Raw genomic sequence first — 24,946 nt, 5'->3', positions numbered from 1 at the left:
GCAAACGAAAGAACAGGCGGCGCGTCGCGACGCGCCGCCTGCCTCGGCAGGTTCGGATCAGGCCTTCGCAAAGGCCAGCAGGTCGGCGTTCACCAGCTCGGGATGGGTTGCGAAGGGGGCGTGCGACAGCCCCGGATAGGTCTTCAGCGTCCCGTTCCGCAGCAGCTTGACCGCCTTGCGGGCCGAGTTGCCGAGCGGCACGATCTGGTCGTCCTCGCCGTGCAGCAGCAGGACCGGAACCTCGATGGCCTTCAGGTCCTCGGTGAAGTCGGTCTCCGAGAAGGCCTTGATCCCGTCGTAGTGGGCCTTGGCCCCGCCGGCCATGCCCTGGCGCCACCAGTTGTCCACGAGACCCTGGCTGACCTGCGCGCCCTCCCGGTTGAAGCCGTAGAACGGCCCCGAGGCGACGTCGCGGTAGAACTGCGCGCGATTGGCCGCGAGCGCCGCGCGGAAGCCGTCGAAGACCTCGATCGGCAGTCCGTCGGGATTGGCCTCGGTCTTCGCCATGATCGGCGGCACCGCGCCGATCAGCACCGCCTTCGCGACCCGGCCGGGTTCGGCCCGGGCCACGTAGCGGGCGACCTCGCCCCCGCCGGTGGAGTGGCCGACGTGGATCGCGTTGCGCAGGTCCAGCTTGCGGGCCAGCGCCGCGACGTCGGCCGCGTAGTGGTCCATGTCGTGCCCGTCCGAGACCTGCGCGGACCGCCCGTGGCCGCGCCGGTCATGGGCGATCACGCGGTAGCCCTGGCCGACGAAGAACAGCATCTGCGCGTCCCAGTCGTCGCCGCTCAGCGGCCAGCCATGGTGGAACACGACCGGCTGCGCGTCGCGCGGGCCCCAGTCCTTGTAGAAGATCTCGACGCCGTCGTCGGTGGCGATGGTGGTCATGGGTTCGGCTCCTGTCTGGGCGGCCGCGTCCTGCGGCCGGAGGGGAAGGGCGAGGGCGGCGGTCGCCGCGCCCGCGCCGACGAGCAGGGCGCGCCGGGCAAGGTCGAAGGAGGTCGTCGGCAGGGTCCGGGTCATCGGTCTTCCTCGTCGTTGCGGGCTGCGCCGCGGTTTCGATGGACAGGAAGCTAAGGGCGCCCGAGGCTGCGCGGGATTGGCGAAACTGACATCATCCGGGGCGGAACTGACAAATGAAGGCGGACGAACCCGTGGCCCAGATCGGCCTGCTGATCTACCCGGAGTGCCAGCTGGCGGCGGTGCACGGGTTGACGGACCTGTTCCGGATCGCGGGAGAGTGGGCCTCGCAAGGCGCCGGCGGAGGAGCTGCGCCCTATGTGCGGGTCAGCCACTGGACGGCGTCCGAGGACGAGGGCCGCGTCGCTTGCACCTGGGACAGCCATCCCGGCGCGAGGCATGCCCTGACCCATGTCCTCGCCCCGCCCTCGCTGATCGCGCCCGACCGGATGCGGCCGATGCCGGTCTCCGCCGCCTGGATGAAGGCGCGGCATGCCGAGGGCGGCGTGCTGGGCTCCGTCTGCGCCGGCGCCTTCGTGCTCGCCGAGACGGGGCTGGCGGACGGGCGGCGGGCGACGACCCACTGGGCCTTCGCTCGCACGCTCGCGGAGCGCTTTCCCGCGGTGCAGGTCGCGGAGTCCCGGATGGTGCTCGAGGACGGAGACCTGATGACCGCCGGCGGCATCCTCGCCTGGACGGACCTCGGCCTGACGCTGGTGGAGCGGCTGATGGGCCCCTCGGTCATGCTGGCGACGGCGCGCTTCCTGCTGGTCGATCCGCCCCGCCGCAGCCAGCTTCCCTTCGCGACCTTCCAGCCCCGGTTCGACCATGGCGACGGGGCGATCCTGAAGGCGCAGCATCACCTGCACGCCCGCTCGGCCGAGGGGCCCGGCATCGCCGAGCTCGCCGCCATCGCCGGACTGGGCGAGCGGACCTTCCTGCGTCGCTTCGCGAAGGCGACCGGGCTGCGGCCCGTCGAGTACCTGCAGCAGGCGCGCGTCGCCCGCGCCCGAGAGGCGCTGGAGCTGACCCGGGATCCGGTCGACCACATCGCCTGGACGGTCGGCTACGCCGACCCCGCCGCCTTCCGTAAGGTCTTTCATCGCCTGGCTGGCACGACGCCCGCAGCCTACCGCAAGCGGTTCGGGGTTGGATGAAGGCGTCGCCCTCCTGGACGTGCCGATGACCGGGAGCGTGTCGCCTCGTCTGTCGTCGCGGAACCGGCGCAGGGCGCCGCGCGCAGCCATATGGCCGAAGACCTGCGTGGCGCTGAGGCGCGCCTCCTCCCGAAGGCCCTAGAGGATCGTGGCGCGCAGCTGATCGGGGTCCGAGCCGAGCTCGCGCAATGCGGACCGCAGTTCGTCGCTGCGCAGCGGGTCGGCAACGTCGTCGTCAAGCCGCAGCGCCTCGACCTGCGCGTCGAGGGTGGCGTCCACGATGCGGGCGAGCGCGAGGCGTTTCTCCGCCGCCCGCGAGTTCGGGGGTCTTCAGCGCCTGCGCGCGCCGCGGCGAGTCGAGATGCAGGTCGGCGGCATGGAGGACCTTCCTCGCCGCGCCTCAGCCCCCCGTCTCATCGCGCCAGGCGCGAACCTGGTCGAGGTAGGCTCGGGCATCGCTGCTGAGCCTTGCGATGCCGAGCTGCCGCGCGAGATCCAGCGTCGGGTCCTCCGAACACGCCAGTTCCTCGGAATGGGCGTCGATCACGGAGGCGATCTCGGTGCGCGAAACCTCGCGGATCGCGCGGTGGTCAAGGCCCCGGAAGGGGGTGCGGTCCGCTCGGCCGTCCTTCGGCCAGACGAAGGGGGTTCCGAACTGGTCCTCGACCAGCACCTCGCCGAGCATCGTTTCCACTCTTGTCGCGATGCGGCGGCCGGTCTGCTGCCAACCATGGGCCCGCGCGACCTTTCTGGCGAGGCGCGACAGGGGCAAAGGCGCGTCGCTCGCGACGATGTCGGCGATGACGGCGCGCAACGTGGGCGAATAGCTCCCTTCGAAGAAATGGTCCGGATTCAGCTCGACAGCAGCGCTCGGCGATCTGGCCGGGCGAACGGGCTCGGGGCCCAGCGATTGCGGCCGGTCAGGGAACCCGTGGGCGAAAAGGTTGGAAGACGGGCTCGGTTCGGCGGCCGGCGGCAGGGGACGCGGCTCGTCCAGCGCAAGCGCGTCATCGGTCTTTGTCGCCGGATCGCGCCCCGCGCGCGACTCCTCGTCGAAAGGCGCGGGGAGACGGCGTTGCGGTTCCGCAGGCCCGTCCGCCTCCTCTGCCGCGGCCTCCGCCTCGCGCGCCCGCCGCTCCCGGTCGTCCGCGAGCAGCGTGGTCAGCGCCGCGTGGACGCGGTCGGCGACGGCGGCGGCGTTGCGGAACCAGTCGGTCGACCAGACCCGCAGGATCGTCCAGCCGAGCCCCTCCAGCACCGCCTGCCGAACCTTGTCCCGGTCCCGCGCGGTGGCGGAGGCATGATACTGCGCGCCGTCGCACTCCACGCCTGCCAGGTAGGCGCCGGCCGCGTCCGGGTGGACGACGCCGAGGTCGATGCGGAAGCCGGAGACGCCGATCTGCGTCCTGATCTCCCATCCGCGCCCGCCAAGGGCGTCGGCGACCGCCTGTTCGAAGACATTCTCGGCCGGGCCCTGCGACCCCGGCTCCCGCGCCGGCAGGGCGACGACGCCGCGCTCGGCGTAGTCGAGGAAGGCCTTCAGGTGATTGACGCCCAGGGCCCGCGTCCGCCCGAGGTCGATCTGCTCGGCGCGGATCGAGGCGAAGACGTGAAGCTCCCGCCGCGCGCGGGTGACGGCGACGTTGAGGCGTTTCTCGCCGCCCTCCGAGTTCAGCGCGCCGAAGTTCATGGTCAGCTTGCCGGCGAGGTCGGGGCCGAAGGTGATCGAGAACAGCATCACGTCCCGCTCGTCGCCCTGGATGTTCTCCAGGTTCTTGACGATGACCGGCTCCTCCCGCTCGTCGTCGAAGAACCATTCCAGCCGCCCGTCGGCGCGACGGGCCTCATCCAGCAGGTCGAGGATCAGCGCCTGCTGTTCGCCATTGAAGGTGATGACGCCCAGCGTCGGGCGCGACGCCTCCGGCAGCTCGAGCCAGTCGGTCAGCCGGGCGCGGATCATCGCGACGATCGCTTTCGCCTCGGCCGCGTTGGTGCGGCCTTTCCCGCGGGCGTAGGCGCCGTCGACCGGATGGAAGCGAAGCGCCTCCGAGCCGGTGGTCGGCGCGGGGAAGGTCACGAGACCGCCGCCGTAATAATAGTGGTTCGAGAAGGCGATCAGCGCCTCGTCCCGGCTGCGATAATGCCAGTCGAGCCGTCGGGTCGGGATGCCGGCGCCGCAGACCTCGTCGAGGATCGAGGGCATGTCGCGCTCGATCTCCGGCAGGTCCCCGTCGCCATCGTCGGCGCGGCCGAAGAAGTTGGTGGGCGGCAACTGCTTCGGATCGCCGACGATGATCGCCTGCCGGCCGCGCCCGATGGCGCCGATCGCGTCCCAGGTGGTGATCTGCGAGGCCTCGTCGAAGATCACCACGTCGAAGGCGGCCTGCCCGGCGGGCAGATACTGGGCGACCGAAAGCGGGGACATCAGCACGCAGGGCGCGAGCCTGGAGAAGGTGGTCGGCATCTCGGACAGGAGCGCGCGGATCGGCATCGAGGGCCGCTGCAGCCCGAGCTGATGGCGCAGAACGCCGAGCTCGGACTTTCGCGGCGCCCCGTCGCGCGTCGGCAGGTCGTGGGCGATGCGCCGCATGACCTCGGACGGCGCGAGCTCGGCCGCCTTGTCGTCGAGCGCCCGGAAGGTCGCGATGGCGTTCTCGTGCTCCCAATGGGCGAAGCGGCGGAGTCGGTCGTCGGCATCCATGGCGAGCGGCAGCCACCACGCGGCGTAGGCGCGGGCGAAGGCGTCCGGCGCGGGTTCCGAGAGCTTGCGCGCCTCCAATGCCTCGACGATCGGGCCGAGGCCCTGCGCGCCGGCGGCGTCGCGGGACTGCACCCATCTGGTCCAGTCGGAGAGGCCGTCGCGGTTGGCGCGAAGGGCGTCGAGCTCCTGTTCCAGCTCGCGCAGCGGCCAGCCGGAGGGGTCGCCGCGGGAGGTCTCGCGGAACGCTGTCATGGCGGCGTCGAAGGCCGTGGCCGCTTCGGCCAGGCGCTCCAGCTCCGCTTTCATCTCGTGACCCGGGCCCGCCGACAGTTCCGCGACGGCTGCGCCGAAGGCCGCGGGATCGTCCGCCAGCGGCTTTAGCCGGTCGACCGCGTCCCGGAACGCCGCGCGCTGCGCCAGCAGGTCGTCGAGCGGGCCGAGATCGGCGTGCTCCGGCAGGCGGGTGAGCGGCTTGAGCGGGTTGGCGTCGAGGTTCGACAGGACGGACCTCGCCTCCTGCAGCGCCGTGAGATCCTGCGCAGGATCGGCGGCGCCGCCATCGGCGTAGGTCTGCAGCAGCTTGCGGATGCGTCTCCGGGCGAGGGCGGAGAAGGGCCAGAACTTCGTCTGCGCCTGCCGCCAGTCCGCATCCATCTGGTCGAGCGGGATCCGCGCGATCTCCGCGGTCGCGTAGCGCGCGGCCATCCGCCCCTGCGCGGCCTCGAACGCGGCGACATCCGCGCCGAGGCGGTCCCGCTGTTCCACCAGCACGTCGCGCGAGAGGTCAGGCACGCCGGACAGGTCGCGGGCCGACGTCAGGGCGCGCGAGCACAGCGCCTTCAGGAGAGCGACGCGTTCGGCGGCGCAGGCGGGATCGGGGGTCAGGCCCAACCGGGCGCCGACCGCGGCCGTCCGGTCGCGCAACTGGCGCGAGGCCGCGCCCAGCGCGTCGGTCACTTCGATCAGGCGCGCTTCCCAGGCGAAGGACCAGTCGTCCGACCCGACCAGCCGGAAGACCTGCCGGCCGCCGACCGCATCGTGCGTGCGCTGCAGGTCGCGGGCGAGCGTGACGAGATGCCGGAAGCTCTCGGCGTCATGCGCGTCCTTCGAGGCGAAGCCCAGCGACACCTCCGGCAGACCGGAGGCGGTCATGCCGATCGCGTCGAACACGCTGAACCCCTGCGTGCCCTGCCGGTGCAGCGCCTCGACATAGCCGTTGAGCTGGTCGCGCCTGACGCGAAGGGACTCGGTCACCTCGACCCATTCGCGCTTGGGGTCGGAGGCGACTCGATCCCAGCTGCGCCCGAGTTGCGACAGGACCGCCTTGCGATCCGTCTTGTTCGAATGCAGCTCGAGACAGGCGTCGCCCAGCCCATGCGCCTCGAGCCGCCGATGCACGACGTCGAGCGCCGCGGCCTTCTCGGCGACGAACAGCACCGTCCGGCCATGGGCGAGGCACTGGGAGATGATGTTGGCGATCGTCTGGCTCTTGCCCGTGCCCGGCGGCCCGATCAGGACGAAGTCCTGGCCCGCCGCCGCCGCGACGACCGCGGAAAGCTGGGAGCTGTCGGCCGGCAGCGGCGTCAGCAGGTCGCTGGGCGCGAGCCGTCGGTCGAGCTCCGCCGGTTCGAACGCGCCGTCGCGCGCCTCCTGCGGTATCTCGAAGGTCTCGCCCGGGTTGTCGACCAGATGGCGGACCAGCCGGTTCTCGCGCAACTGGTCGGTGCGGTCGACCAGGTCCTTCCACATCAGATATTTCGAGAAGGAGAAGGTCGAGAGGGCGAGTTCCTCCACGACCTCGAAGCCCGCCACGTCGCGCACCCTCTGGCGCATGATCTCGAAGATCAGCGGCACGTCGATGCCGCTTCCATCGCGCGGAAGCTCGTCTTCCAGTTCCGGGATGCGCAGGTCGAAGTCGCGCTTGAGGAACTCGAACAGCGTTGCGTTGATGCGGACGTCATCCTCGTGGTCCGAGACCCGGAACTCGGACTGCGCCGACCGCCGCTCCAGCTTCACGGGCGCGAGCAGGATGGGCGCGCGATAGCTGCGCGTATCGCCCTCGGACTTCTTCCAGCGCAGGAAGCCGGCGGCGAGGAACAGCGTGTTGGTCCCGCCCTCCTGCATGTCGCTCTTGGCCTTCCTGAAGAGCGTGAGCAGGCGGTTGTTCATCTCCTTTGACGTCAGCGGGACCGCGATCTGGCGGCGGGCGAAGGCGTCTCGAGCGACCTCCTCCTCGATCCGACGGCGATCCTCGGGCGAGACGGTGCGGGCGCCGATCGGATCGTCCTCGCGCAGCGCGAGGGCGGTGAACTTCCTGCCGTCCGCCAGTTCGTCTTCCAGCGCCGCCACGTCCGGGCAGAGGAAAGGCAGGGACTGCTTGGTATCCTTGAAGTTCAGGAGCCGGTTGCGCAGCGACAGGTCGAGCAGCTTGCGCTGCCAGCGCTCGATCCGCCCGAGCGGCGTGTCCGGCGCCTCGTCGCCGAGTTCGTCGGGCAGCAGACCGAAGTCGATCGGCTTCGGCAGCGGGGCCGGCGCGGCGACGTCCTCTTGCGCGTCGCTCGTTGCCGCCTCGCCCTCGGTCGCCAGCGGCCGGATCCGGGCCGCGCGCGCCCGGGTGACGTCGATCGCCATCACGAACTCGCTCTCGCGGTCTTCCGAGAGCCGCCTGCGGCCTTCGTCGACGGCGTGTTCGAAGCCGATGGTCGGCCGTTTCGTCATCAGGGTCGTCTCGACCGGCACGAAGTCCTTGGCCTGAACCGCCTTGCGAACGGCGATGACGTCCGGCTCGGTCAGATGCCCGAAGTCCCGCTTGCGCAGCCAGACGCCGACCCAGGCGTGGCCCTGCGAGAAGAGCACCGCCGGGTTCAGCCCAGCCGCCTCGTAGGCCGCGGCCAGCAGCAGCGAGGAGTCGAGGCAGGTCGCCAGCCCCTCGGCGCGGATGCGGCCGGGCGAGCGGACCTTCTGACCCTCGACCTCGAAGGAGGCGGGCGGCATGGCGTAGCTCAACCCCAGGCCGGTCGCCGCGGACCAGATCGCCCCGGCCAGCAGCCAGGCGCGGCCGGGATCGCCGGACTGGTAGCCGTCCAGCGCGCCGTCGTGCCCTGCGCGCTCCAGGATGCGCGAGGCCTCCTTGAGGAGGCCCGCGACCACGGCGTCGTTCGGGGACACGAAGGCGGCGAGCAACTGAGCCATGTCGCCCAGCCCGCCCCATTCGTCCCGCGCGAGCAGTTCGATGCGGCGGCGCGCGACGATCTGCGGCGTCTGCGCGCTCTCGACGGAGAGGATCACCTCACCGATCTCGGCCTCGTTGAGGGCCGACAGGCGAGCGATGTCCAGCTCGGTCGCGAGGTCGGTCAGCGCGATCTCGGCGCCGGGCGCGAGGCGGTCGATCGTCCAGGCCTTGGCGCGGAAAACGTCAGGCTCGGCGCTCGCGCGGACCTTGATGCCCGTCTGCGCGACCTCGGAGCCGTTGGTCAGCCGAATCTCGTGCAGCACGGCCACGTTGTTCTGGGCGGAAGCGAAGTTCACCCGCTTGGCGCAAAGGATCGCGACCGTCAGGGCGGGCGCGTCGACGTCGACGGGCGAGGCTTCGGAGATGCTCTCCACGGGGAGTCTCCCCCTCTCTGCTGGCTTGAGCGAAGGTGAACAGCCGACTGACGGCGGCCAACCATGGGGGCGCGTTCGACCCCACACTGCAATCATCGGCAGCTCGACGCAAAGCATCGATTTCCTGGCCGGCCTTCCGTTCGCAAAAGCGGCCGCGCTCTAAGCAAAGTCTTCAGACCGCCGCCCGTGCCGGCGGCCGCGATCTGGCAGGTGCGCAGAACTGCGCGCAGCTCGCGGTCTTCGAGCATCCGTCCGGGCGCTTTCAGCCGCTCCATCCGCGTCCCGCGGAGCTGGCGCAGGCCGCCCGCTTCAAGACCAGAGACGATCCGGGCGACATCCGTGCGCGCGATGTCCTTCAGCCGCCCAGCGCGGAGCGGTTCTCGAGGAACAGCCAGGCGCGCGTGCGACGGATGACGTGGAGGTCGAGACCCAGGGCCTCGGTCTCCTCGATCATCGCGTTGCGCACCCGCTCGGTCGAGGGGCACAGGGGGACCGCCAGCACCTCGGCCTGGCGCAGCGCCGCCCCGCTGTCGCCGTAGACCCAGATGTAGACGCCCGACAGCGGCGCGGCACCCCCCAGCAGCCACAGCGCGTTGGTCAGGTCCAGCGCCAGCAACGGACGGCCCGCCATCGCGGGGTCCTCGCGCACCGTCGCGGCCGCCTCGCTCAGCATCAGCACATAGTTGCGCCCCACGCCGCAGACCGGAAGCTCCTCGCCCGCGATCGAGATCCGGGTCTCGACCCGCTCGGGATGCAGGGGCGCGATCACGGTCGGGCCGTTGTCGGGCGCGTTCCAGACCAGGTCAGGGGCGAGATCGGGGGCAAGGACCGCCATCTCGGGCCGCTCGGTATAGGCCAGGATCAGGCTGCGCTGCGCGTTGACCGCGATCGGCGCGGCCCAGACCAGCAGCACCACCGCGATCGTCTCGACCGCCCGCCGGCCCGAGCCGCCCAGCACCCGCGCGCTTTCGGGCACCCGCGGGGCGAGCGCCAGCAGCAGGAACGGCAGGGCCAGCAGGCCGGTCAGCTCGTTCCCCCAGTTCTGCCAGGCGGCCAGCGCCACCCCCAGCACGAACAGCCCCACGGCCAGCGCCTCGCGCCGCAGGCCCCCGCGCAGCAGCGCCAGCGCCGCCACCAGCGCGCACAGCACCAGCGGCGCCGCCTCGGGCGAGGACAGCACCCCCCCGATCGAGGCGCCCGGCTGGGAACGGCTCTCGGAGGTCGCCACGTCCCACAGGTCGGCCACATAGGCCGTCGCCGCCGCCGTCCCGCCCAGCGCCATGGCCAGCGCCGCCATCGCGCCCAGCGCCGCCAGCAGCGACAGCAGCGCCGCCCGCGGCCGGCCGCCAAAGATCAGCCAGCCCAGCCACATCGGGGCGAGCGCGGCCACGAAGCTGATCTTGAGGAACGCCACCAGCGCCCCCGTCAGCCCCAGCGCCAGCGCGTCCCCCCAGTCGACCGCGCGGCCCGGGCGGCGGGGCGGCAGCGCCATGATCGGCGCGACCAGCACCACCGCCGCCCAGCCCCAGCGGTTGTAGGCCAGCGCCAGCGACGACCCGAGCCCGGTCTGGTCCACGATCAGCGAACTCGCCAGCAGCGTCGCGAACAGCCCCAGGCCCAGCGCCGCAAGAAACCCCAGCCGCGTCGCGGCCAGCCAGGCCGCCAGCGGCGCGCACAGCCCCGCGACCACCAGGTTGGCCAGCGCCATCGCCCGGCCCGGCGCCGTGTCCCACACCGCCATCGCCTCGAAGGTCAGCGCGCCGAGCGGCGTGCGGAAGTCGAGATGCGGGACCTGCCCCAGCCGCGTCCGCTCGATCCCGTCGAGGTAGTGCAGCGTGTCGATCTCGTAAGTCGTCACCAGGATCCGCCCGGCCCCGGCGGCCAGCGCGAACTCGAGCGCCGCAAGCGCGAGGAGGATCAGCGCCGTCCAAAGCGGGCGGGCGTAGGTCTGGGTCATCGGCGGGAAAGCCCCTCGGCGGTCCGGCCCGCTGCGCGAACGCCCCTCGCGCGCCGGGGCGGGCGGGCCGGCGCCCCCACGGCGGCGACATTTGGCATGAGCCCGCCCTTGCGTGAAAGGGTGAAGTTCCGTTCACTCGCCCCCGCGCCCGCGCCCCCATGCGTTCCGTTCCGCGGGCCAGGAGACCCCGTCATGTCCCAGCCCGCCGCCCCTCTCGCCCAGGACGGCCTCGACAGCGCGCCCCCCGCCCCCCAGACGGTGGACGAGACGGGCATGACCCGCGAATTCCTGCTCGAGCTGATCCTGAAGGTGATGTACCGGCGCGGGGCCGAGACGGTCTCGGCGGTCTGCGGGGTGATCCGGATCTCGCCCGGCATCGTCTCGGACCTGTTCGAGATGCTGCGCGAGGAGCGGCTGATCCAGACGCTGGGCAGCCTGCGCGCCGACGTCCGCGCCGAGATGCGCTACGAGCTGACCGACATGGGCCGCCTGCGCGCGATGGAGGCCGCGGGGCGCATGGACTACGCCGGCCCCTGCCCGGTGACGCTGGAGCAGTTCCGCGGCGTGGTCGCCGCGCAGTCGGTCAAGGACCACCGCATCGGCCGCGACAAGCTGGAGGCGGCCTTCGCCAAGCTGGTCACGCCCGAGGGGGTGCTCGACCGCCTTGGCCCGGCGGTGAACTCCGGCCGCTCGATCCTGCTCTACGGCCCGCCGGGCAACGGCAAGAGCTCGTATGCCCATGCGCTTTCGGTGGCAATGGAGGGGGGCATCAACGTGCCCTACTCGATCCTCGTGGACGGCGAGCTGATCTCGGTCTTCGACCCCGCCCTGCACCGGATGATCCCGGAAGAGGACCCCTGGACCCCGCGCGACCTGCTGGAATCCGGCGCCCCGGACCTGCGCTACGCGCTGTGCGTGCGGCCTGCGGTGGTGACGGGGGCGGAGCTGACCACCGACATGCTCGACCTGCGCTTCAACGCGACCTCGCGCACCTACCAGGCGCCGGTGCACATGAAGGCGGTGAACGGGGTGCTGATCGTGGACGACCTCGGGCGCCAGAAGCAGACCCCGCAGGCGCTGATCAACCGGCTGATCGTGCCGATGGAGGAGGGGGTGGACTACCTCTCCCTGCAATCGGGGATGAGCTTCCAGATCCCCTTCGACACGCTGATGATCCTGTCGACCAACATCCCGCCCGCGCAGCTGATGGACGCCGCCGGCCTGCGCCGGATCTACTACAAGATCATGATCGAGCGCCCCAGCCAGGCCGATTTCATCGAGATCTTCCGCCGCGTCTGCAAGGCCCGCAAGCTCGAGACCAGCCCCGAGGCCGAGCGCTACATCACCGACGTGCTGTATCCGCAGAGCGGGCTCGACTTCGCCGCCTACCACGCGGTCTACGTGGTCGACCAATCCATCGCGTCCTGCGATTTCCACGGCGTCCCGCGGGTCCTGCGCCCGGACTTCATGTCCGACGCCTGGTCCAACCTCTCGGTGATCGAGGACGCCTGACGGCCGGGCGGGGGCCGGGGGCGCAGGGCCCCTCAGGCCGCCTCGCGCAGGCGCTCGTCCTGCGGCGTCGGGCGCTCCCGCCCGCTGCGCGCGCGGCGCTCCACCCGCCGGGCCTCGTCGCGGAGTTCGGCGTCGAGGCGCCTGGCGAGCGCGCGACGCTCGCGTCCGGCGCGGACCTGCTCGGTGCGGGCCTTGCGCGGCAGCCAGGCGCGGCGTCCCTCCAGGTGCACCACCGCGAAGCTCTGCCGCCCGGCGACCAGCAGCGCGTCGCGCCCGCTCTCGGCGGCGACGGTCAGGGTGACGCGGCGCAGCTCCTCCGCCTGCGGCGCGAGCTCCAGCGCCGCGAGCGCGCTGTCCATCATGTCGCGGAAGCTGCCCAGGTCGCGGCAGGCGCCGCTCTCCAGCGGTCCCTTGCGGGTGGCCTGCAGCCCGTCGCCCTCCGCACGGCGGGAGTCGCTGTTGCGGTCGGAGACCACGGCGGAGCGGGTCTCCCACCGGGTCCCGTCGCCGACGCGCCTTGCCGGGCGCTCGAACTCCAGGTCGGCGATGACCGAGACCACGTCGATCGGCTCCGCGCCCAGGTTCGAGACCAGCAGATGCGCCCGGTCGTCGTCCCCCGCCGCCCGGCTGATCAGCAGGTTGGAGCGGCGCTGCCGCCGGAATCCCGCCAGCAGCAGGTGCAGATAGACGATCCAGACCGCGGCGGTGAGCACCTGCACCACGACCTGGACCAGCGTCGAATGTTCCGAGATCCAGTCCAGCATGCGCCCCCACCTGGCGCCCGCCCCGCCGGTTTCAACCCGCCCCGCAACCCCGGGGGGCCCTGGCGCGACGCAGTCCACGCCCCGCAAAGCGCCTGTTCTCCGGAGCCGTCTCTCGCGGATGCCGGAAAGAGCGAGTCGGCCCGGCCGGTCAAGGATCGCGCAGCGACCCCGCGAAGCGGGGCTTGTCCTTGACCGGCCGGGGCGACTCGCTCAGGCATCCATCAGCGAGAGACGGGTCCGGAGGACAGGCGCGGGCCTGTTCTTTGGTGAGTCAGGAGCCCGCCGGAGGCTCCCGCCCGCACGACCCGGGCGCTTCTTCGTCCTCCTTCGGGACGCGGCCATACCCGCCGGAGGCGGGGCGCGTCCATGTCCGCCGGAGGCGGGACGTGGTCATGTCCGCCAGAGGCGGGACCCAGCCAAGCCCGCCCGCAGGGCGCCTCCTCTCCCCTCCGGTCGCCGCAGGCGACCGCCCCCTCCTCGAACGCGAAAGGGCCCCGTCGCCGGGGCCCTCTGCGTGCTCGTCCGTGTCAGGAAAGGGCTCAGCCCTCCTCCTTCTCCCGGACGATCTCTTCGCCGGTCTCCTGGTCGACGACCTTCATCGACAGGCGGGTCTTGCCGCGGTCGTCGAAGCCCAGCAGCTTCACGCGCACCTCCTGGCCCTCCTTGACGAGGTCCTTGGGGTTGGCGCCGCGCTCGTTGGTCATCTGGGAGACATGGACCAGGCCGTCGCGCTTGCCGAAGTAGTTCACGAAGGCGCCGAAATCCATGATCTTCACGACCTTGCCGCGGTAGATCTTGTTGACCTCCGGCTCGGCCACGATCGAGTTGATCAGCTCGCGCGCCTTCTCGATGCAGGCCGCGTCGGGGGAGGCGAGCTTGATCAGGCCCTCGTCGTTGATGTCGACCTTGGCGCCCGACTCCTCGACGATGCCGCGGATCACCTTGCCGCCCGAACCGATCACTTCGCGGATCTTGTCGGGGTTGATCTGCATGGTCTCGATGCGCGGAGCATGCGCCGAGAACTCCTGCCGGCCCGAGGTCAGCGCCTTGGCCATCTCGCCCAGGATGTGCAGACGGCCGTCCTTGGCCTGCGCCAGGGCCTGCTTCATGATCGCGGGCGTGATGCCGGCGACCTTGATGTCCATCTGCAGCGAGGTGACGCCCTTCTCGGTGCCGGCCACCTTGAAGTCCATGTCGCCGAGGTGATCCTCGTCGCCCAGGATGTCGGTGAGCACCGCGAACTGGCCGTCATCCTCGAGGATCAGGCCCATCGCCACACCTGCCACGGGGGCCTTCAGCGGCACGCCCGCATCCATCATCGACAGCGAGCCGCCGCAGACGGTGGCCATCGAGGAGGAACCGTTGGACTCGGTGATCTCCGAGACCAGGCGGATCGTGTAGGGGAAGTCGGTCGCCGCCGGCAGCACCGCCTGCAGCGCCCGCCAGGCGAGCTTGCCGTGGCCGATCTCGCGACGGCCGGGCGCGCCCATGCGGCCGGTCTCGCCCACCGAGTAGGGGGGGAAGTTGTAGTGCAGCAGGAACCGCTCGCGCCAGTCGCCTTCCAGCGCGTCGACGATCTGCTCGTTGTCGCCGGTGCCCAGCGTGGTCACGACCAGGGCCTGGGTCTCGCCGCGGGTGAACAGCGACGAGCCGTGGGTCCGGGGCAGCACGCCGACCTCCGACAGGATCGGACGCACGGTGGTGCGGTCGCGGCCGTCGATGCGGGCGCCGCCGGCGATCACGTCGCCGCGCAGCACGGCGGACTCGAGCTTCTTGAAGCAGTCCTTCAGGGCGGACCCGTCGGCCAGGTCCTCCTCCGAGAGGCCGGCCTTCACCGTCTCGCGCACGCCGGCGATGGCGTCCTGACGCTCGAGCTTGTCGCGCACGGCGAAGGCGGCGCGCATCGCGTCCTCGCCCAGGGCCTTGACCTTGGCGAACAGCGCCGAGCGGTCGGGGGGCGTGAAGTCGAACGGCTCCTTGGCGGCGTCCTCGGCGAGCGCCACGATCATGTCGATCACCGGCTGCATCGCCTCGTGGCCGAAGGTGACCGCGCCCAGCATCTCCTCCTCGGAGAGCTCATAGGCCTCGGACTCGACCATCATCACCGCGTCCGACGTGCCCGCGATGACCAGGTTCAGACGCTGATCGGGGTTGTCCATCAGCTTCTGCATGTCCTGGACGTCGGGGTTCAGGACATACTCGCCGTCCTTGAAGCCGACGCGCGCCGCGCCGATCGGCCCCATGAAGGGCACGCCCGACAGGGTCAGCGCGGCCGAGGCCGCGATCAGCGCCACGATGTCGGGGTCGTTGACCAGGTCATGGGACATCACCGTGCAGACCACCTGGGTCTCGTGCTTGAAGCCCGAGACGAACAGGGGGCGGATCGGCCGGTCGATCAGACGGGAGGTCAGCGTCTCCTTCTCGGAGGGGCGCGCCTCGCGCTTGAAGAAGCCGCCGGGGATCTTGCCCGCGGCGTACATCTTCTCCTGATAGTGGACGGTCAGCGGGAAGAAATCGAGACCTTCCTTCGGCTTCTTGTCGAAGGTGACGGCGGCGTGGACCGTGGTCTCGCCCAGGGTGGCCATCACCGAGCCGTCGGCCTGGCGCGCCACGCGCCCGGTCTCGAGGGTCAGCGTCTCGCCGCCCCACTCCATGGATTTCTTGTGGATCTGGAACATTCTCGTTTCCCTTCGGCGCAACGACGCCCCTGCGTCGCTTCGCGTTGCGCGCCCCCGGCCGGGCCGGAGCGGGCGCGGGCCCCTGGTTGCGTATCGCAGACGCTTCGACCCCGGGGCCTGGGGCGGAAACGAACGGACGGTGTCGCGGGGGCCGGCCTCCCCTCCCGGAGAGAGGCCCGCGCGGATCGCGGCTTCCGCCCTTGCGGGCGGCGGTTCCAGGAAGGCGCGCCGCGCGGCGCCTTCCGGTCTCGATCCCGTTTCCGGGGCGCCATCAGATGGCGAAAGGCGCGCCCCGAGGGGGCGCGCCCTGATCGCTCAGCGGCGGATGCCGAGGCGGGTGATGATCGTCTTGTAACGGTCCTCGTCCCGGGCCTTGACGTAGTCCAGCAGCTTGCGGCGCTGGGCCACCATCTTGAGAAGGCCACGACGGGAGTGGTTGTCCTTCTTGTGCGACTTGAAGTGCTCGGTCAGGTTGGTGATCCGCTCGGTGAGGATCGCCACCTGGACCTCGGGCGAGCCGGTGTCGCCTTCCTTGGTCGCATGTTCCTTGATCAGCGCGTCCTTGCGCTCGACAGTGATCGACATCGGGGCCTCCTGGGCTTGGGATGGGGCGGCGGTCCCTGTGGGGGCCGCTCCGCTGAGGGCGCACGCCGGGATGTCGTCCAGCGCGGTCCGTCACGGAAGGCGGGCTTATGCACCGGATCGACCGCGAAGGAAAGAGGGTTCCGATACGCGCAGGACCGGGGAGGGAGGGTCTGCAGGCGCCCTGCGGGCGGGCTTGGCTGCGCTCCGCGCGAGGGGAGGGGGCGCCTGGAGCTTGGAGTGCGGGCGCCTCCGGCGGGCTCCTGACTCACCCAAGAACAAGCCTCGCGCCTGTTCTCCGGAGCCGTCCATCGCTCTTGCTGCCTGAGCGACTCGCCCGCCCCGGTCAAGGACAAGCCCGCGCAGGCGCGGGTCGCTTCGCGATCCCTGACCGGGGCGGGCGAGTCGCTCTGATCGGCAGCGCGATGGACGGCTCCGGAGAACAGGCGCTTTGCGAGGGCTGGCGGGCGTTGCGCCGGGGCGCTCAGCCGCCGGCGTCGGGACGGGCGGGGTCGAGTTGCTGCGCCGGCAGGACCTCCGCCTCGCAGAGCTGGAACGGGCCGCGGCGCAGAAGAGCGGGGTCGGTCAGGTGCAGCGGGTTTCGTGCAGGGTGGCGAAGCGGATCGTGCAGAGGGGTGAGGGGAGGTCCAGCGCCTCGCGGTCGGCGGCGAAGCGCGCACCCGCAGGCACCTGCGCCGGGCGAGGGAGCGAACGCGGAAACGCCCGCGACGGGACGCGGGCGTTCAGGGTTCCGGTTTCAGGCTCGGGCCGGAGCGCGGCGCGCCGGGAAGGTTCAGGCGATCTCGCGGATCAGGCCCTTCTCGGCGGCGAGCTCGCGCATCTTCTTCTGCAGCTTCTCGAAGGCGCGGACCTCGATCTGGCGGACGCGCTCGCGGGAGACGTCGTAGACCTTCGAGAGGTCCTCCAGCGTCACCGGGTCGTCCTTCAGGCGACGCTCGGTCAGGATGTGGCGCTCGCGCTCGTTGAGGCCCTCCATCGCGGCCATCAGCAGCTCTCGGCGGCTTTCGAGCTCGTTGCGCTCGGCGTATTCGGCGGCCTGGTCGGCGTCGTCGTCGGCCAGCCAGTCCTGCCACTCGGCCGAGCCCTCGCCGTCCGCCTTCAGCGGCGCGTTCAGCGAGGCGTCGCCGCCCGACAGGCGACGGTTCATCGCGATCACCTCGTCATGGGTGACGCCCAGGTTCTTCGCGATGGTCTCGACGTTCTCGGGGCGCAGGTCGCCCTCCTCAAGCGCGCCGATGCGGTTCTTGGCCTTGCGCAGGTTGAAGAACAGCTTCTTCTGGGCCGCGGTGGTGCCCATCTTCACAAGGCTCCACGACCGCAGGATGTATTCCTGGATCGCGGCGCGGATCCACCACATCGCATAGGTCGCCAGGCGAAAACCCTTCTCGGGGTCGAAGCGCTTCACCGCCTGCATCAGGCCCACGTTCGCCTCCGAGATCACCTCGGCCGTCGGCAGCCCGTAGCCGCGGTAGCCCATGGCGATCTTGGCCGCGAGACGCAGGTGCGACGTCACCATCTTGTGCGCCGCCTCCTTGTCGTCGTGGTCCGCCCAGGCCTTGGCGAGCATGTACTCCTCCTCCGGCTCGAGCATCGGGAACTTGCGGATCTCCTGCATGTAGCGGGAGAGTCCCTGTTCCGGCGACGGCGCCGGGAGCTTGGCGTAAGTGGTCATGCATCCCTCCTTCGCCCGCGCCCCTCCCGCAAGGTGCGGGCCCCGGGGCGCAGTCGGCCATGCGGGGGACGCGCACGCCCTCCGGACAGCCCATATGGTGATAGCGGAACGTTAAGACAACGTTTGGGGCGGTTTCCTGTTCGTGAGCGGGCGGGGACAGGGAATCCGGGCGCCGCGACGCGTCCCCCCGCGTCATGGGGGAGGCGAGGGCGCGGCCCCGGTCCGGGCCATGCTTTCGATCTGCTCGAGGGCGTGGGGGATGAACGCCTCCCGGCGGCCGCAGCAGACCGCGACAGCGTCGCTTAGAGACCGCCGGCGGCCCCGCCTTCGCCCTGCCCGGCAGGGTCGAAGACCGCGCGAGGCGCAAATCGGTCGGATCCTGCGGTCGTCCGCGGCCGAGGACCCGAAACGCTCGCTCCGCAGGCAGATTCGCGAGACGGGCCCGCCAGAGCTGTCGACCTCGCCCTCCGCTCAAGCCCGGATCGGGTCTTCGGGCCTGGCGGCGTTTCGGCCGTGGCGCCCCGCCGCTCGCCCCGTCGTCAGCCACGAACCGCGGAGCGGAGTCGCCCGCCTCGCCGGGATCCGTTTCGGCGGTTCCGTTCGGGTCTGCGCCGATCGGGCTCGATCCGCCCGAGGCCGCGCCGCGCCGGACGTCTGCGCGCGGCCTGACCCCGGCCTCCCACGCAGACTGCCGTTCGCGCCCGCGCGCGCCCCGGGGCCTCAAGGTCGACGACCGGCCGACGCAGCGCCGATGCGAAACCCGGGGCGGCGCAGGGGCGCGTCAGGGGGTCACAGGCCCAGCGCCTCGGCCAGCGCCTGCATGTCGGCCGGCAGCGGCGCCTCGAAGCGCAGGGGCTCGCCGGTGACGGGGTGGTCGAAGCCCAGCGTGGCGGCGTGCAGGGCCTGGCGGGGGAAGCCGGCCAGCGCCTCGCCCGCCGCCTCGCCCAACTCTCCGGGCGCCTTGCGCGAGCGGCCGCCATAGGTCGCGTCGCCCACCAGCGGGCAGCCCAGCCAGCTCATGTGCACCCGGATCTGGTGGGTGCGCCCCGTCTCCAGCCGGCAGGACACGCGCGAGACGATGGGCCGGGTCGCGGGCCCCGCATGGGACAGCGTGCGCATGTGCGAGATCGCGATCCGCCCGCCTCCCCTGGCCACCGCCATCCGCTTGCGGTCCGAGCGGTGGCGGTCGATCCGCGTCTCGACCCGCAGCCAGCCGCCGCCCTCGTCCTCGACCCCCGGCAGCCCCAGCGCGCGGGGATCCGAGGTCAGCGGCGCCGACCACGCGAACGCCTGGTAGGTCCGCTCGAGGTCATGGGCGGCGAAGCGCTCCGACAGGCCGTGGTGGGCCGCGTCGGACTTTGCAACCACCAGCAGGCCCGAGGTGTCCTTGTCGATCCGGTGCACGATCCCCGGCCGCGCCTCGCCCCCCACGCCCGACAGCGAGCCCGCGCAATGGGCCAGCAGCGCGTTGACCAGCGTGCCGGTCATCGCGCCCGGCGCGGGGTGAACCACCATGCCCGCGGGCTTGTCGACCACGATCAGGTGCGCGTCCTCGTAGACCACCGTCAGGGGGATCGACTCGGGCTCCGGCCGGGCCGGGGCGGGCGCGGGGATGTCGAGGACATAGGCCTCGCCGGCCTTGACCTTGGCGCGCGGGTCGCGCACCACCTCGCCGTCCCGCTCGGCGGCGCCGCCCTCCACCAGCGCGCGCAGGCGCGAGCGGCTGAGGCCCGCCGGCGCCAGCAGCGCCAGGGCCTTGTCCAGGCGCTCCCCCTCCAGCGCCTCGGAGATTTCGAACAGGAGGGGGCCGGACGCGGCCGGGCTCGGCGCGCCGGCAAGGTCGTCCCCGTCGGCCGGGAGGTCGGCGTCGTCTTGGTCTTCGCTCAGGTGTTCGCTCATGGTCCGCAACCTATCCCCTGCGCTCGCCGAGGACGAGGACGAGTTTCCCGAGCCCCCGCGTCTGAAGCTGCTGCGCCGGCTGGTGATGGGGCTGACGGTGACGCTGGGCCTGGGCATGATCCTGATCGCGGGCACGGTCGCCTGGCGGCTGTGGTCGGCCGCCCCGCCGGCGCTCCCGATCCGGGCCGAGTCCCTGGCCCTGCCCGCCGGCGCCGAGATCACCGCTCTGGGCGCCTCCCCCTCCGAGATCCTGGCCGCCGTCCGCCTGCCCGACGGCGCCGAGGCGCTGCTGACCTTCCGCCGCGCCGACGGCGCGCTGCTGTCGCAGACCCCGATCCGGAGACAGTGAGCGACGGCGCAGCGCCTGCGCTGCGGCCTCCCGCCGTCAACATACGTCAATCCGAACTGACCGACCGCCCGGGCGCCCGACGTCACGCAAGGCCCCGGAGCATTTTCGTGGCCTCGATCAGCGCCCCCGCCGCGCTCGCCGTCGCCATCGCGGCCGCCTCCGCCGTTCCGGCCTCTGGGTTGCCGCGCCGGGCTTCGCATCGCGCCGCAGGTCCTGACGCTGCGGCCGAACGGGGGGAGGCGTCCGGGCGCGGCGGCCTCGGCGGAGGGCGACCGAGAGGCCCGGCCCCTCGGTCGCAGAAAATCTCGGGGGAGGGTTCGGAGGGGGCCTTGACTCGTCACCGCCTCCCGAATATCCCCCGCTCCAACGCAGCCGAGGCATCCTGTCCCCTTCGTCTAGCGGTTAGGACGCCACCCTCTCACGGTGGAAACAGGGGTTCGATTCCCCTAGGGGATGCCAATCTTCCGCGGCTCGCGGACCAGGGCCGACGCTCCAGCGTCGGCCCTTCTGCTTTCGGGCCCCACGCTCCGGCCGCGGGCCTGTCTCGTTCCGACCTCCGGCGGTCTCGCCGGGGCGCGCGCGTCACGGATCGGCGGAGACCGCCCATGGACATCGCCGTCGCCAAGGCCGAGGCCCGCAGCGCCGCCTTCGCCCGCAGACGGGCGGCCCGGCTGGCGCTCGGCCCCGCGCCGCAGGCCGCGACCGAGGCGGCGCTGGCCGCCCTGCTCGCAAGGCCCGAGGGCGTGATCGCCGGCTACGTCCCGATCCGCACCGAGATCGACCCCCGCCCCCTGATGACCCGCCTGCACGAGGCCGGCCGTCGCCTGTGCGTCCCGGTGATCGAGGCGCCGGGCCGCCCGCTTGCGTTCCGCGAGTGGGCGCCGGACGCGGAGATGGTCGAGGGCCCCTTCGGCGCGGCGGTCCCGGCCTCGGGCGCCTGGCTGACGCCGGGGGCGCTGATCGCGCCGCTGGTGGCCTTCGACGCGGGGCTGCTGAGGCTGGGCTATGGCGGGGGCTTCTATGACCGCACGCTGGCGCTGCTGCAGGCGGACGGCGGCCCCGGCGCCTATGCGCTGGGCCTGGCCTACGCCGCCCAGCAGGCCGAGGCGCTGCCCGCCGAGCCCACCGACCGCCCCCTGAACGCCATCGCGACCGAGGCCGGCCTGCTGACCTGAGCCCCCCGCGCCTCGCGCAACCCAAAGTTGACAGCTGTCAACTCGGCGCGCGGCGCGGGGGGGCCCGCCCGATCCCAGGCGATCGGATGGCTCGGGACCGGGACCGCGCGGGCCGGGTCGCCCGCGACAGACCTATTCGGGAATCGAAAAACCCTCGGGGACGGAGGGCTGCAGGCGGCCGCCGATGCGGATCGGCTGGACGAGCTTCGCGAGGCCGGTCTTGTCCTCGGTCTCGACATAGACGCCGCACAGCGTCGCCTCGCCCAGCGCGGGCTGGAAGCGGCCCTTGGCCATGCCGGTGACGAAGCGGCGGATCGGCTCGTCGGCCTGCATGCCGATCACCGAGTCGTAGTCGCCGCACATCCCCGCGTCCGACAGATAGGCCGTGCCGCGGTTGAGGATCATCGCGTCGGCGGTCGGCACATGGGTGTGCGTGCCCACCACGAGGCTCGCACGGCCGTCTACGATCCGGCCCATGGCCATCTTCTCCGACGTCGCCTCGGCGTGGAAATCGAGGATCGTGGCCTGCACCGCGCCGCCCAGAGGCGCGGTCTTCAGCGCCGCCTCGACCATCGGCACGGGATCGTCGTAGGGCCGCGACATGAACACCCGCCCCAGCGCCTGCACCACCTGCACGCGCCGGCCGCGGGTCGCCTCGAACACCTTCGCGCCCATGCCGGGCGCGGCCTTCGAGTAGTTCAGCGGCCGCAGGATCCGCGCGTCGGTCCCGATGTAGGAGATCATGTCCTTCTGGTCGAAGGCATGATCGCCCAGGGTGATGCAGTCGGCGCCCGCGGCGAAGATCTCGGTGGCGATGGGGCCGGTCATGCCCATGCCCGAGGCCGAGTTCTCGGCGTTCACCACCACGAAATCCAGTTTCCAGGCCTCGCGCAGCTTCGGCAGCCGCTCGATGACCGCGGTGCGGCCGGCCCGTCCCATCACATCGCCGAGGAATAGCAGTTTCATGCCCTTCCTCTAGCCCGTTCCGCCCCCCGGCGCCAGATGGGCGAAACGCGGGCGAGCGGGCGTGGGGGGGCAGGCCGCGCGAGGCCCCGGGTCAAGCCCGGGGCGCCCTGCGGCGAAGGCCAGGGACGCCGGCAGGCGCCCGGCGCGAGGGATCGGGACGCCGGCAGGCGCCCCGAGGCCAGAGACCGGGGCTCAGGCGCGCTCGGGGTCCAGCGTGGTGGCCCACAGCTCGACGTCGCCGGCGTCCATCAGGCGCACGGTCATGCGGCCGGTGGCGCCCTCGATGTCGACCTTGCCGAAGAACTGCAGACCCTCCGAGGGGGGCAGGTTCTGGCCCTGCTCGGCCGTCGGCGCCTTGGCGAACTCCACCTTCGGGCCGAAGGTGTCGTCGTAGTCCGCGGGGCCGAAGGTTCCCGCGTGCAGGGGACCCGAGACGAACTCCCAGAACGGCTCGAAGTCCTGGAACGACGCGCGGTCGGGGCTGTAGTGATGGGCGGCGGTGTAGTGCACGTCGGCGGTCAGCCAGACGGTGTTCTTCACCTTCGCATGCTTGATGAAGCTCAGCACCTCGGCGATGTCGAACTCGCGCCCCTTCACCGGGCCGTCCCCGTTGGCGGAGTTCTCGAAGGCCGAGGGCCCGTCGCGCACGATCATCCCGATCGGCATGTCGGCCGCGATCACCTTCCAGGTGGCGGTCGAGGCCGCGAGCTCGGCCTTCAGCCAGCGCATCTGTGCGGCGCCCAGGAAGTCGGTCTGCGGCCCCGGCTCCATCTGGTCGTTGGAGGCGTTGTCCCCGCGGTAGCTGCGCATGTCGAGGAAGAACACGTCCAGCAGCGGCCCGTAGGCGACCTTGCGATAGATGCGCCCCGGCTCGACCGAGCTTTCGCGGAGCGGCATCGTCTCGCGGAACGCCTGGTTGGCGCGGGCCGAAAGGAGGGCCACCGATTTTTCGGTGTAGCGGTCGTCCTCCAGCCGCTCGGAGGGATACCAGTTGTTGGTGGTCTCGTGGTCGTCCCACTGGGCCAGCATCGGGACCCGGGCGGCCATCTCGCGGACGTTGGCGTCGAGCAGGTTGTAGAGGAAGTTGCCCCGGAACTCGGCCAGCGTCTCGGCGACCTTGGACTTCTCCTCCGTCACCAGGTTCTTCCAGATGGCGCCGTCCTTCAGCTCCACCTCGGGTTTCAGCGGGCCGTCGGCGTAGATCGTGTCGCCGGAATGGAGGAAGAAGTCCGGATCGTGCCGGAGCATGGTCGAATAGATCGTCATCCCGCCGCGGCTTTCGTCGATGCCCCAGCCCTGGCCGGCGGTGTCGCCCGACCAGGTGAAGGTGATGTCGCGCATCGCGGTCGGGGCGGTGCGGAAGCGGCCGACCACCGGCTCGGAGGCCGCGTTGACGTCGCCGAGGTCCAGCATCGTGACGCGGTAGAACACGTCCTGGTCCGAGGGCAGGCCGGTCAGCTCCATCTTGCCCATCATGTCGGAGGCCGAGGTCAGCCCCAGGCCCGGCAGGCGGCGCGCCTCGGCGAAGGACTCGGTGGTCGAGACCTCGACCATCATCCGCGAGGGCCGGTCCGCCCGCGCCCAGATCACCGCCCCGTCGGCCGAGACGTCGCCCGACTGGACGCCGTGGGTCAGCGCCGGGCGCTGGCTGGCGCGCGAGTAGGCGGGCAGGAACAGGCCGGACGCGGCGGCGGTTCCGGCGGCGAGGACCTGGCGCCGGGAGAGGCGAAGCTGGGGCATGGGGGGCTCCGGTTGGGAACGAGCGCGGGATGCGGCGCGAAGCTCGCCGCACACGATGACGCGCGCGTCGCGGGGCTGCGAAGTTTGCGCGTCGGAACCGTGACGGCGGCGGGAGGGCCTCGCCGGGAGCCCGGTGTGGGCCGGGACAGCCTCGCCCCTTCCGGCCCCTCGGGCAAGCGGCGCGCGCCCGCGGGGGCCTCGTCGCCCTTCCCCACGACCGGCCGCCCGGTTACTTGTTGCTTCCCGCCATCGCGGAAGGAGCCTCCAGATGACCGAATTCGCCGTCCCGACCAACGCCTTCAAGGCCAAGCTCGCCGCCCGCAAGGACCCGGTCCTGGGGCTGTGGCTGATGCTGGGGGCCGACGCCTCGACCGAGCTTCTGGCCGACGCGGGCTTCGACTACGTGCTGGTCGACGGCGAGCATGCCCCGCTCGACATCGACCTGATGCGCCGCCAGATCGCGGCGGCCGACCACGGCGCCTCCTCGGTGGTGGTGCGCCCGCCGGTGAACGAGGCCTGGGTGCTCAAGCAGCTGGCCGACGCGGGCGCGCAGAGCTTCATCATCCCGATGGTCGACACGGCCGAGCAGGCCGAGGCCGCGGTGCAGGCCTGCCTCTACCCCCCCCAGGGCATCCGCGGCGCGGCCGGCGTGGTGCGCGCGGCGCGCTACGGCCGGATCCCGGGCTACCTGACCAGGGCCAACGCCGAGATCTGCGTGGTCCCCCAGGTCGAGACGATGACCGCGGTGGGCAACATCGAGGCGATCTGCGCGGTTCCCGGCGTGGACGCGATCTTCATCGGCCCCTCGGACCTCTCGGCCTCGATGGGGTTCACCGGCCAGCCGGGCGCGCCGGAGGTCGACGAGGTGATCCGCTCCTCGATCGAGCGCATCCACGCCTGCGGCAAACCCGCCTGCACGCTGGGTTTCGACGAGGCGACGGTGGCGAAATATCTGGGCATGGGGGCCGACATGGTGGCCGTCGGCTCGGACGTGACGCTGCTGCTGCGGGGCGCGGCGGCCCTTCTGGCCAAATATCGATGAGGCGCGGCGGAGCGGCCGGGGCGAGCGGTCCATCCGTTTTCCTCGCCCTCCCCGCTTGACGCCCTCCGCTGGCTTGGCTATCAGGCGCGCGGCTCGGCGGAGTAGCTCAGTTGGTTAGAGCAGCGGAATCATAATCCGCGTGTCGGGGGTTCAAGTCCCTCCTCC

At 71.7% G+C, this 24,946-nt stretch carries 16 protein-coding genes and 1 tRNA gene; 6 read left to right on the top strand and 11 right to left on the bottom strand.

Annotation, left to right across the window (positions count from 1 at the left end):
- Positions 1–57: 57 nt before the first annotated feature.
- The gene (locus AAC134_RS05355) at positions 58–1,023 is read right to left on the bottom strand and encodes an alpha/beta hydrolase (RefSeq protein WP_339948032.1); all 966 of its coding nucleotides are present in this window, start codon (positions 1,021–1,023) and stop codon (positions 58–60) included.
- Positions 1,024–1,136: 113 nt separating this feature from the next.
- On the opposite strand from AAC134_RS05355, the gene AAC134_RS05350 reads away from it, so the two are divergent.
- Entirely contained in the window at positions 1,137–2,117 is a 981-nt protein-coding gene (locus AAC134_RS05350) for a GlxA family transcriptional regulator (RefSeq protein WP_339948031.1), read from the top strand.
- A 138-nt stretch (positions 2,118–2,255) separates the two neighbouring features.
- Here the strand turns inward: AAC134_RS05350 and AAC134_RS05345 are convergent, their stop codons facing one another.
- The 3 genes from AAC134_RS05345 to AAC134_RS05335 form a co-directional block, all read right to left on the bottom strand.
- Positions 2,256–2,396 carry a hypothetical protein gene (locus AAC134_RS05345; RefSeq protein ID WP_339948030.1) on the bottom strand — a complete coding sequence of 47 codons (141 nt, stop codon included), beginning with the start codon at positions 2,394–2,396 and terminating at the stop codon, positions 2,256–2,258.
- Between the two features lie 121 nt (positions 2,397–2,517).
- Positions 2,518–8,424: a DUF3320 domain-containing protein gene (locus AAC134_RS05340; RefSeq protein WP_339948029.1), complete on the bottom strand. Its 5,907-nt coding sequence runs from the start codon at positions 8,422–8,424 to the stop codon at positions 2,518–2,520.
- Between the two features lie 355 nt (positions 8,425–8,779).
- Positions 8,780–10,381, bottom strand: a complete 1,602-nt coding sequence (locus tag AAC134_RS05335; RefSeq protein ID WP_339948028.1) for a hypothetical protein — start codon at positions 10,379–10,381, stop codon at positions 8,780–8,782.
- A 192-nt stretch (positions 10,382–10,573) separates the two neighbouring features.
- Here AAC134_RS05335 and AAC134_RS05330 point away from each other — a divergent pair, with 192 nt between their 5' ends.
- Positions 10,574–11,893 carry an ATPase gene (locus AAC134_RS05330; protein ID WP_339948027.1) on the top strand — a complete coding sequence of 440 codons (1,320 nt, stop codon included), beginning with the start codon at positions 10,574–10,576 and terminating at the stop codon, positions 11,891–11,893.
- A 32-nt stretch (positions 11,894–11,925) separates the two neighbouring features.
- On the opposite strand, the gene AAC134_RS05325 is transcribed toward AAC134_RS05330, so the two are convergent.
- From AAC134_RS05325 to AAC134_RS05305, 5 genes are all read right to left on the bottom strand, one after another.
- The gene (locus AAC134_RS05325; RefSeq protein ID WP_339948026.1) at positions 11,926–12,657 is read right to left on the bottom strand and encodes a hypothetical protein; all 732 of its coding nucleotides are present in this window, start codon (positions 12,655–12,657) and stop codon (positions 11,926–11,928) included.
- Between the two features lie 539 nt (positions 12,658–13,196).
- Positions 13,197–15,335: a polyribonucleotide nucleotidyltransferase gene (gene pnp, locus AAC134_RS05320; RefSeq protein WP_339948025.1), complete on the bottom strand. Its 2,139-nt coding sequence runs from the start codon at positions 15,333–15,335 to the stop codon at positions 13,197–13,199.
- Between the two features lie 315 nt (positions 15,336–15,650).
- Positions 15,651–15,920: a 30S ribosomal protein S15 gene (gene rpsO, locus AAC134_RS05315; protein ID WP_339948024.1), complete on the bottom strand. Its 270-nt coding sequence runs from the start codon at positions 15,918–15,920 to the stop codon at positions 15,651–15,653.
- Positions 15,921–16,710: 790 nt separating this feature from the next.
- The gene (gene rpoH / locus AAC134_RS05310) at positions 16,711–17,610 is read right to left on the bottom strand and encodes an RNA polymerase sigma factor RpoH (protein ID WP_339948023.1); all 900 of its coding nucleotides are present in this window, start codon (positions 17,608–17,610) and stop codon (positions 16,711–16,713) included.
- Positions 17,611–18,399: 789 nt separating this feature from the next.
- Entirely contained in the window at positions 18,400–19,509 is a 1,110-nt protein-coding gene (locus tag AAC134_RS05305) for a pseudouridine synthase (protein WP_339948022.1), read from the bottom strand.
- Between AAC134_RS05305 and AAC134_RS05300 the strand changes: the two genes are divergently transcribed.
- The 3 genes from AAC134_RS05300 (at position 19,508) to AAC134_RS05290 (ending at position 21,033) form a co-directional block, all read left to right on the top strand.
- On the top strand, positions 19,508–19,858 hold the full coding sequence (locus tag AAC134_RS05300; RefSeq protein ID WP_339948021.1) for a DUF6476 family protein: 351 nt from the start codon (positions 19,508–19,510) through the stop codon (positions 19,856–19,858). The genes AAC134_RS05305 and AAC134_RS05300 overlap by 2 nt on opposite strands.
- 384 nt (positions 19,859–20,242) lie before the next feature.
- Positions 20,243–20,317, top strand: a tRNA-Glu gene (locus AAC134_RS05295).
- A 146-nt stretch (positions 20,318–20,463) separates the two neighbouring features.
- A complete protein-coding gene (locus AAC134_RS05290) occupies positions 20,464–21,033 on the top strand; it encodes a 5-formyltetrahydrofolate cyclo-ligase (protein WP_339948020.1) in 570 nt (189 codons plus the stop codon).
- Positions 21,034–21,165: 132 nt separating this feature from the next.
- Here AAC134_RS05290 and AAC134_RS05285 read toward each other — a convergent pair whose 3' ends face one another.
- Together AAC134_RS05285 and AAC134_RS05280 are read right to left on the bottom strand one after the other, a co-directional pair.
- The gene (locus tag AAC134_RS05285; protein ID WP_339948019.1) at positions 21,166–21,999 is read right to left on the bottom strand and encodes a TIGR00282 family metallophosphoesterase; all 834 of its coding nucleotides are present in this window, start codon (positions 21,997–21,999) and stop codon (positions 21,166–21,168) included.
- A 192-nt stretch (positions 22,000–22,191) separates the two neighbouring features.
- Positions 22,192–23,739, bottom strand: coding sequence for an alkaline phosphatase D family protein (locus AAC134_RS05280; protein ID WP_339948018.1), 1,548 nt, complete (start codon positions 23,737–23,739; stop codon positions 22,192–22,194).
- A 268-nt stretch (positions 23,740–24,007) separates the two neighbouring features.
- Between AAC134_RS05280 and AAC134_RS05275 the strand changes: the two genes are divergently transcribed.
- Positions 24,008–24,781 carry an HpcH/HpaI aldolase/citrate lyase family protein gene (locus AAC134_RS05275; protein WP_339948017.1) on the top strand — a complete coding sequence of 258 codons (774 nt, stop codon included), beginning with the start codon at positions 24,008–24,010 and terminating at the stop codon, positions 24,779–24,781.
- Positions 24,782–24,946: the final 165 nt, after the last annotated feature.

Source organism: uncultured Albimonas sp., assembly GCF_963977235.1.
In the GTDB taxonomy this organism is placed as follows: Bacteria; Pseudomonadota; Alphaproteobacteria; order Rhodobacterales; family Rhodobacteraceae; genus Albimonas.
Note: the sequence above shows the minus strand (reverse complement) of the source record. Positions and strands in the feature narration are given on the sequence as shown.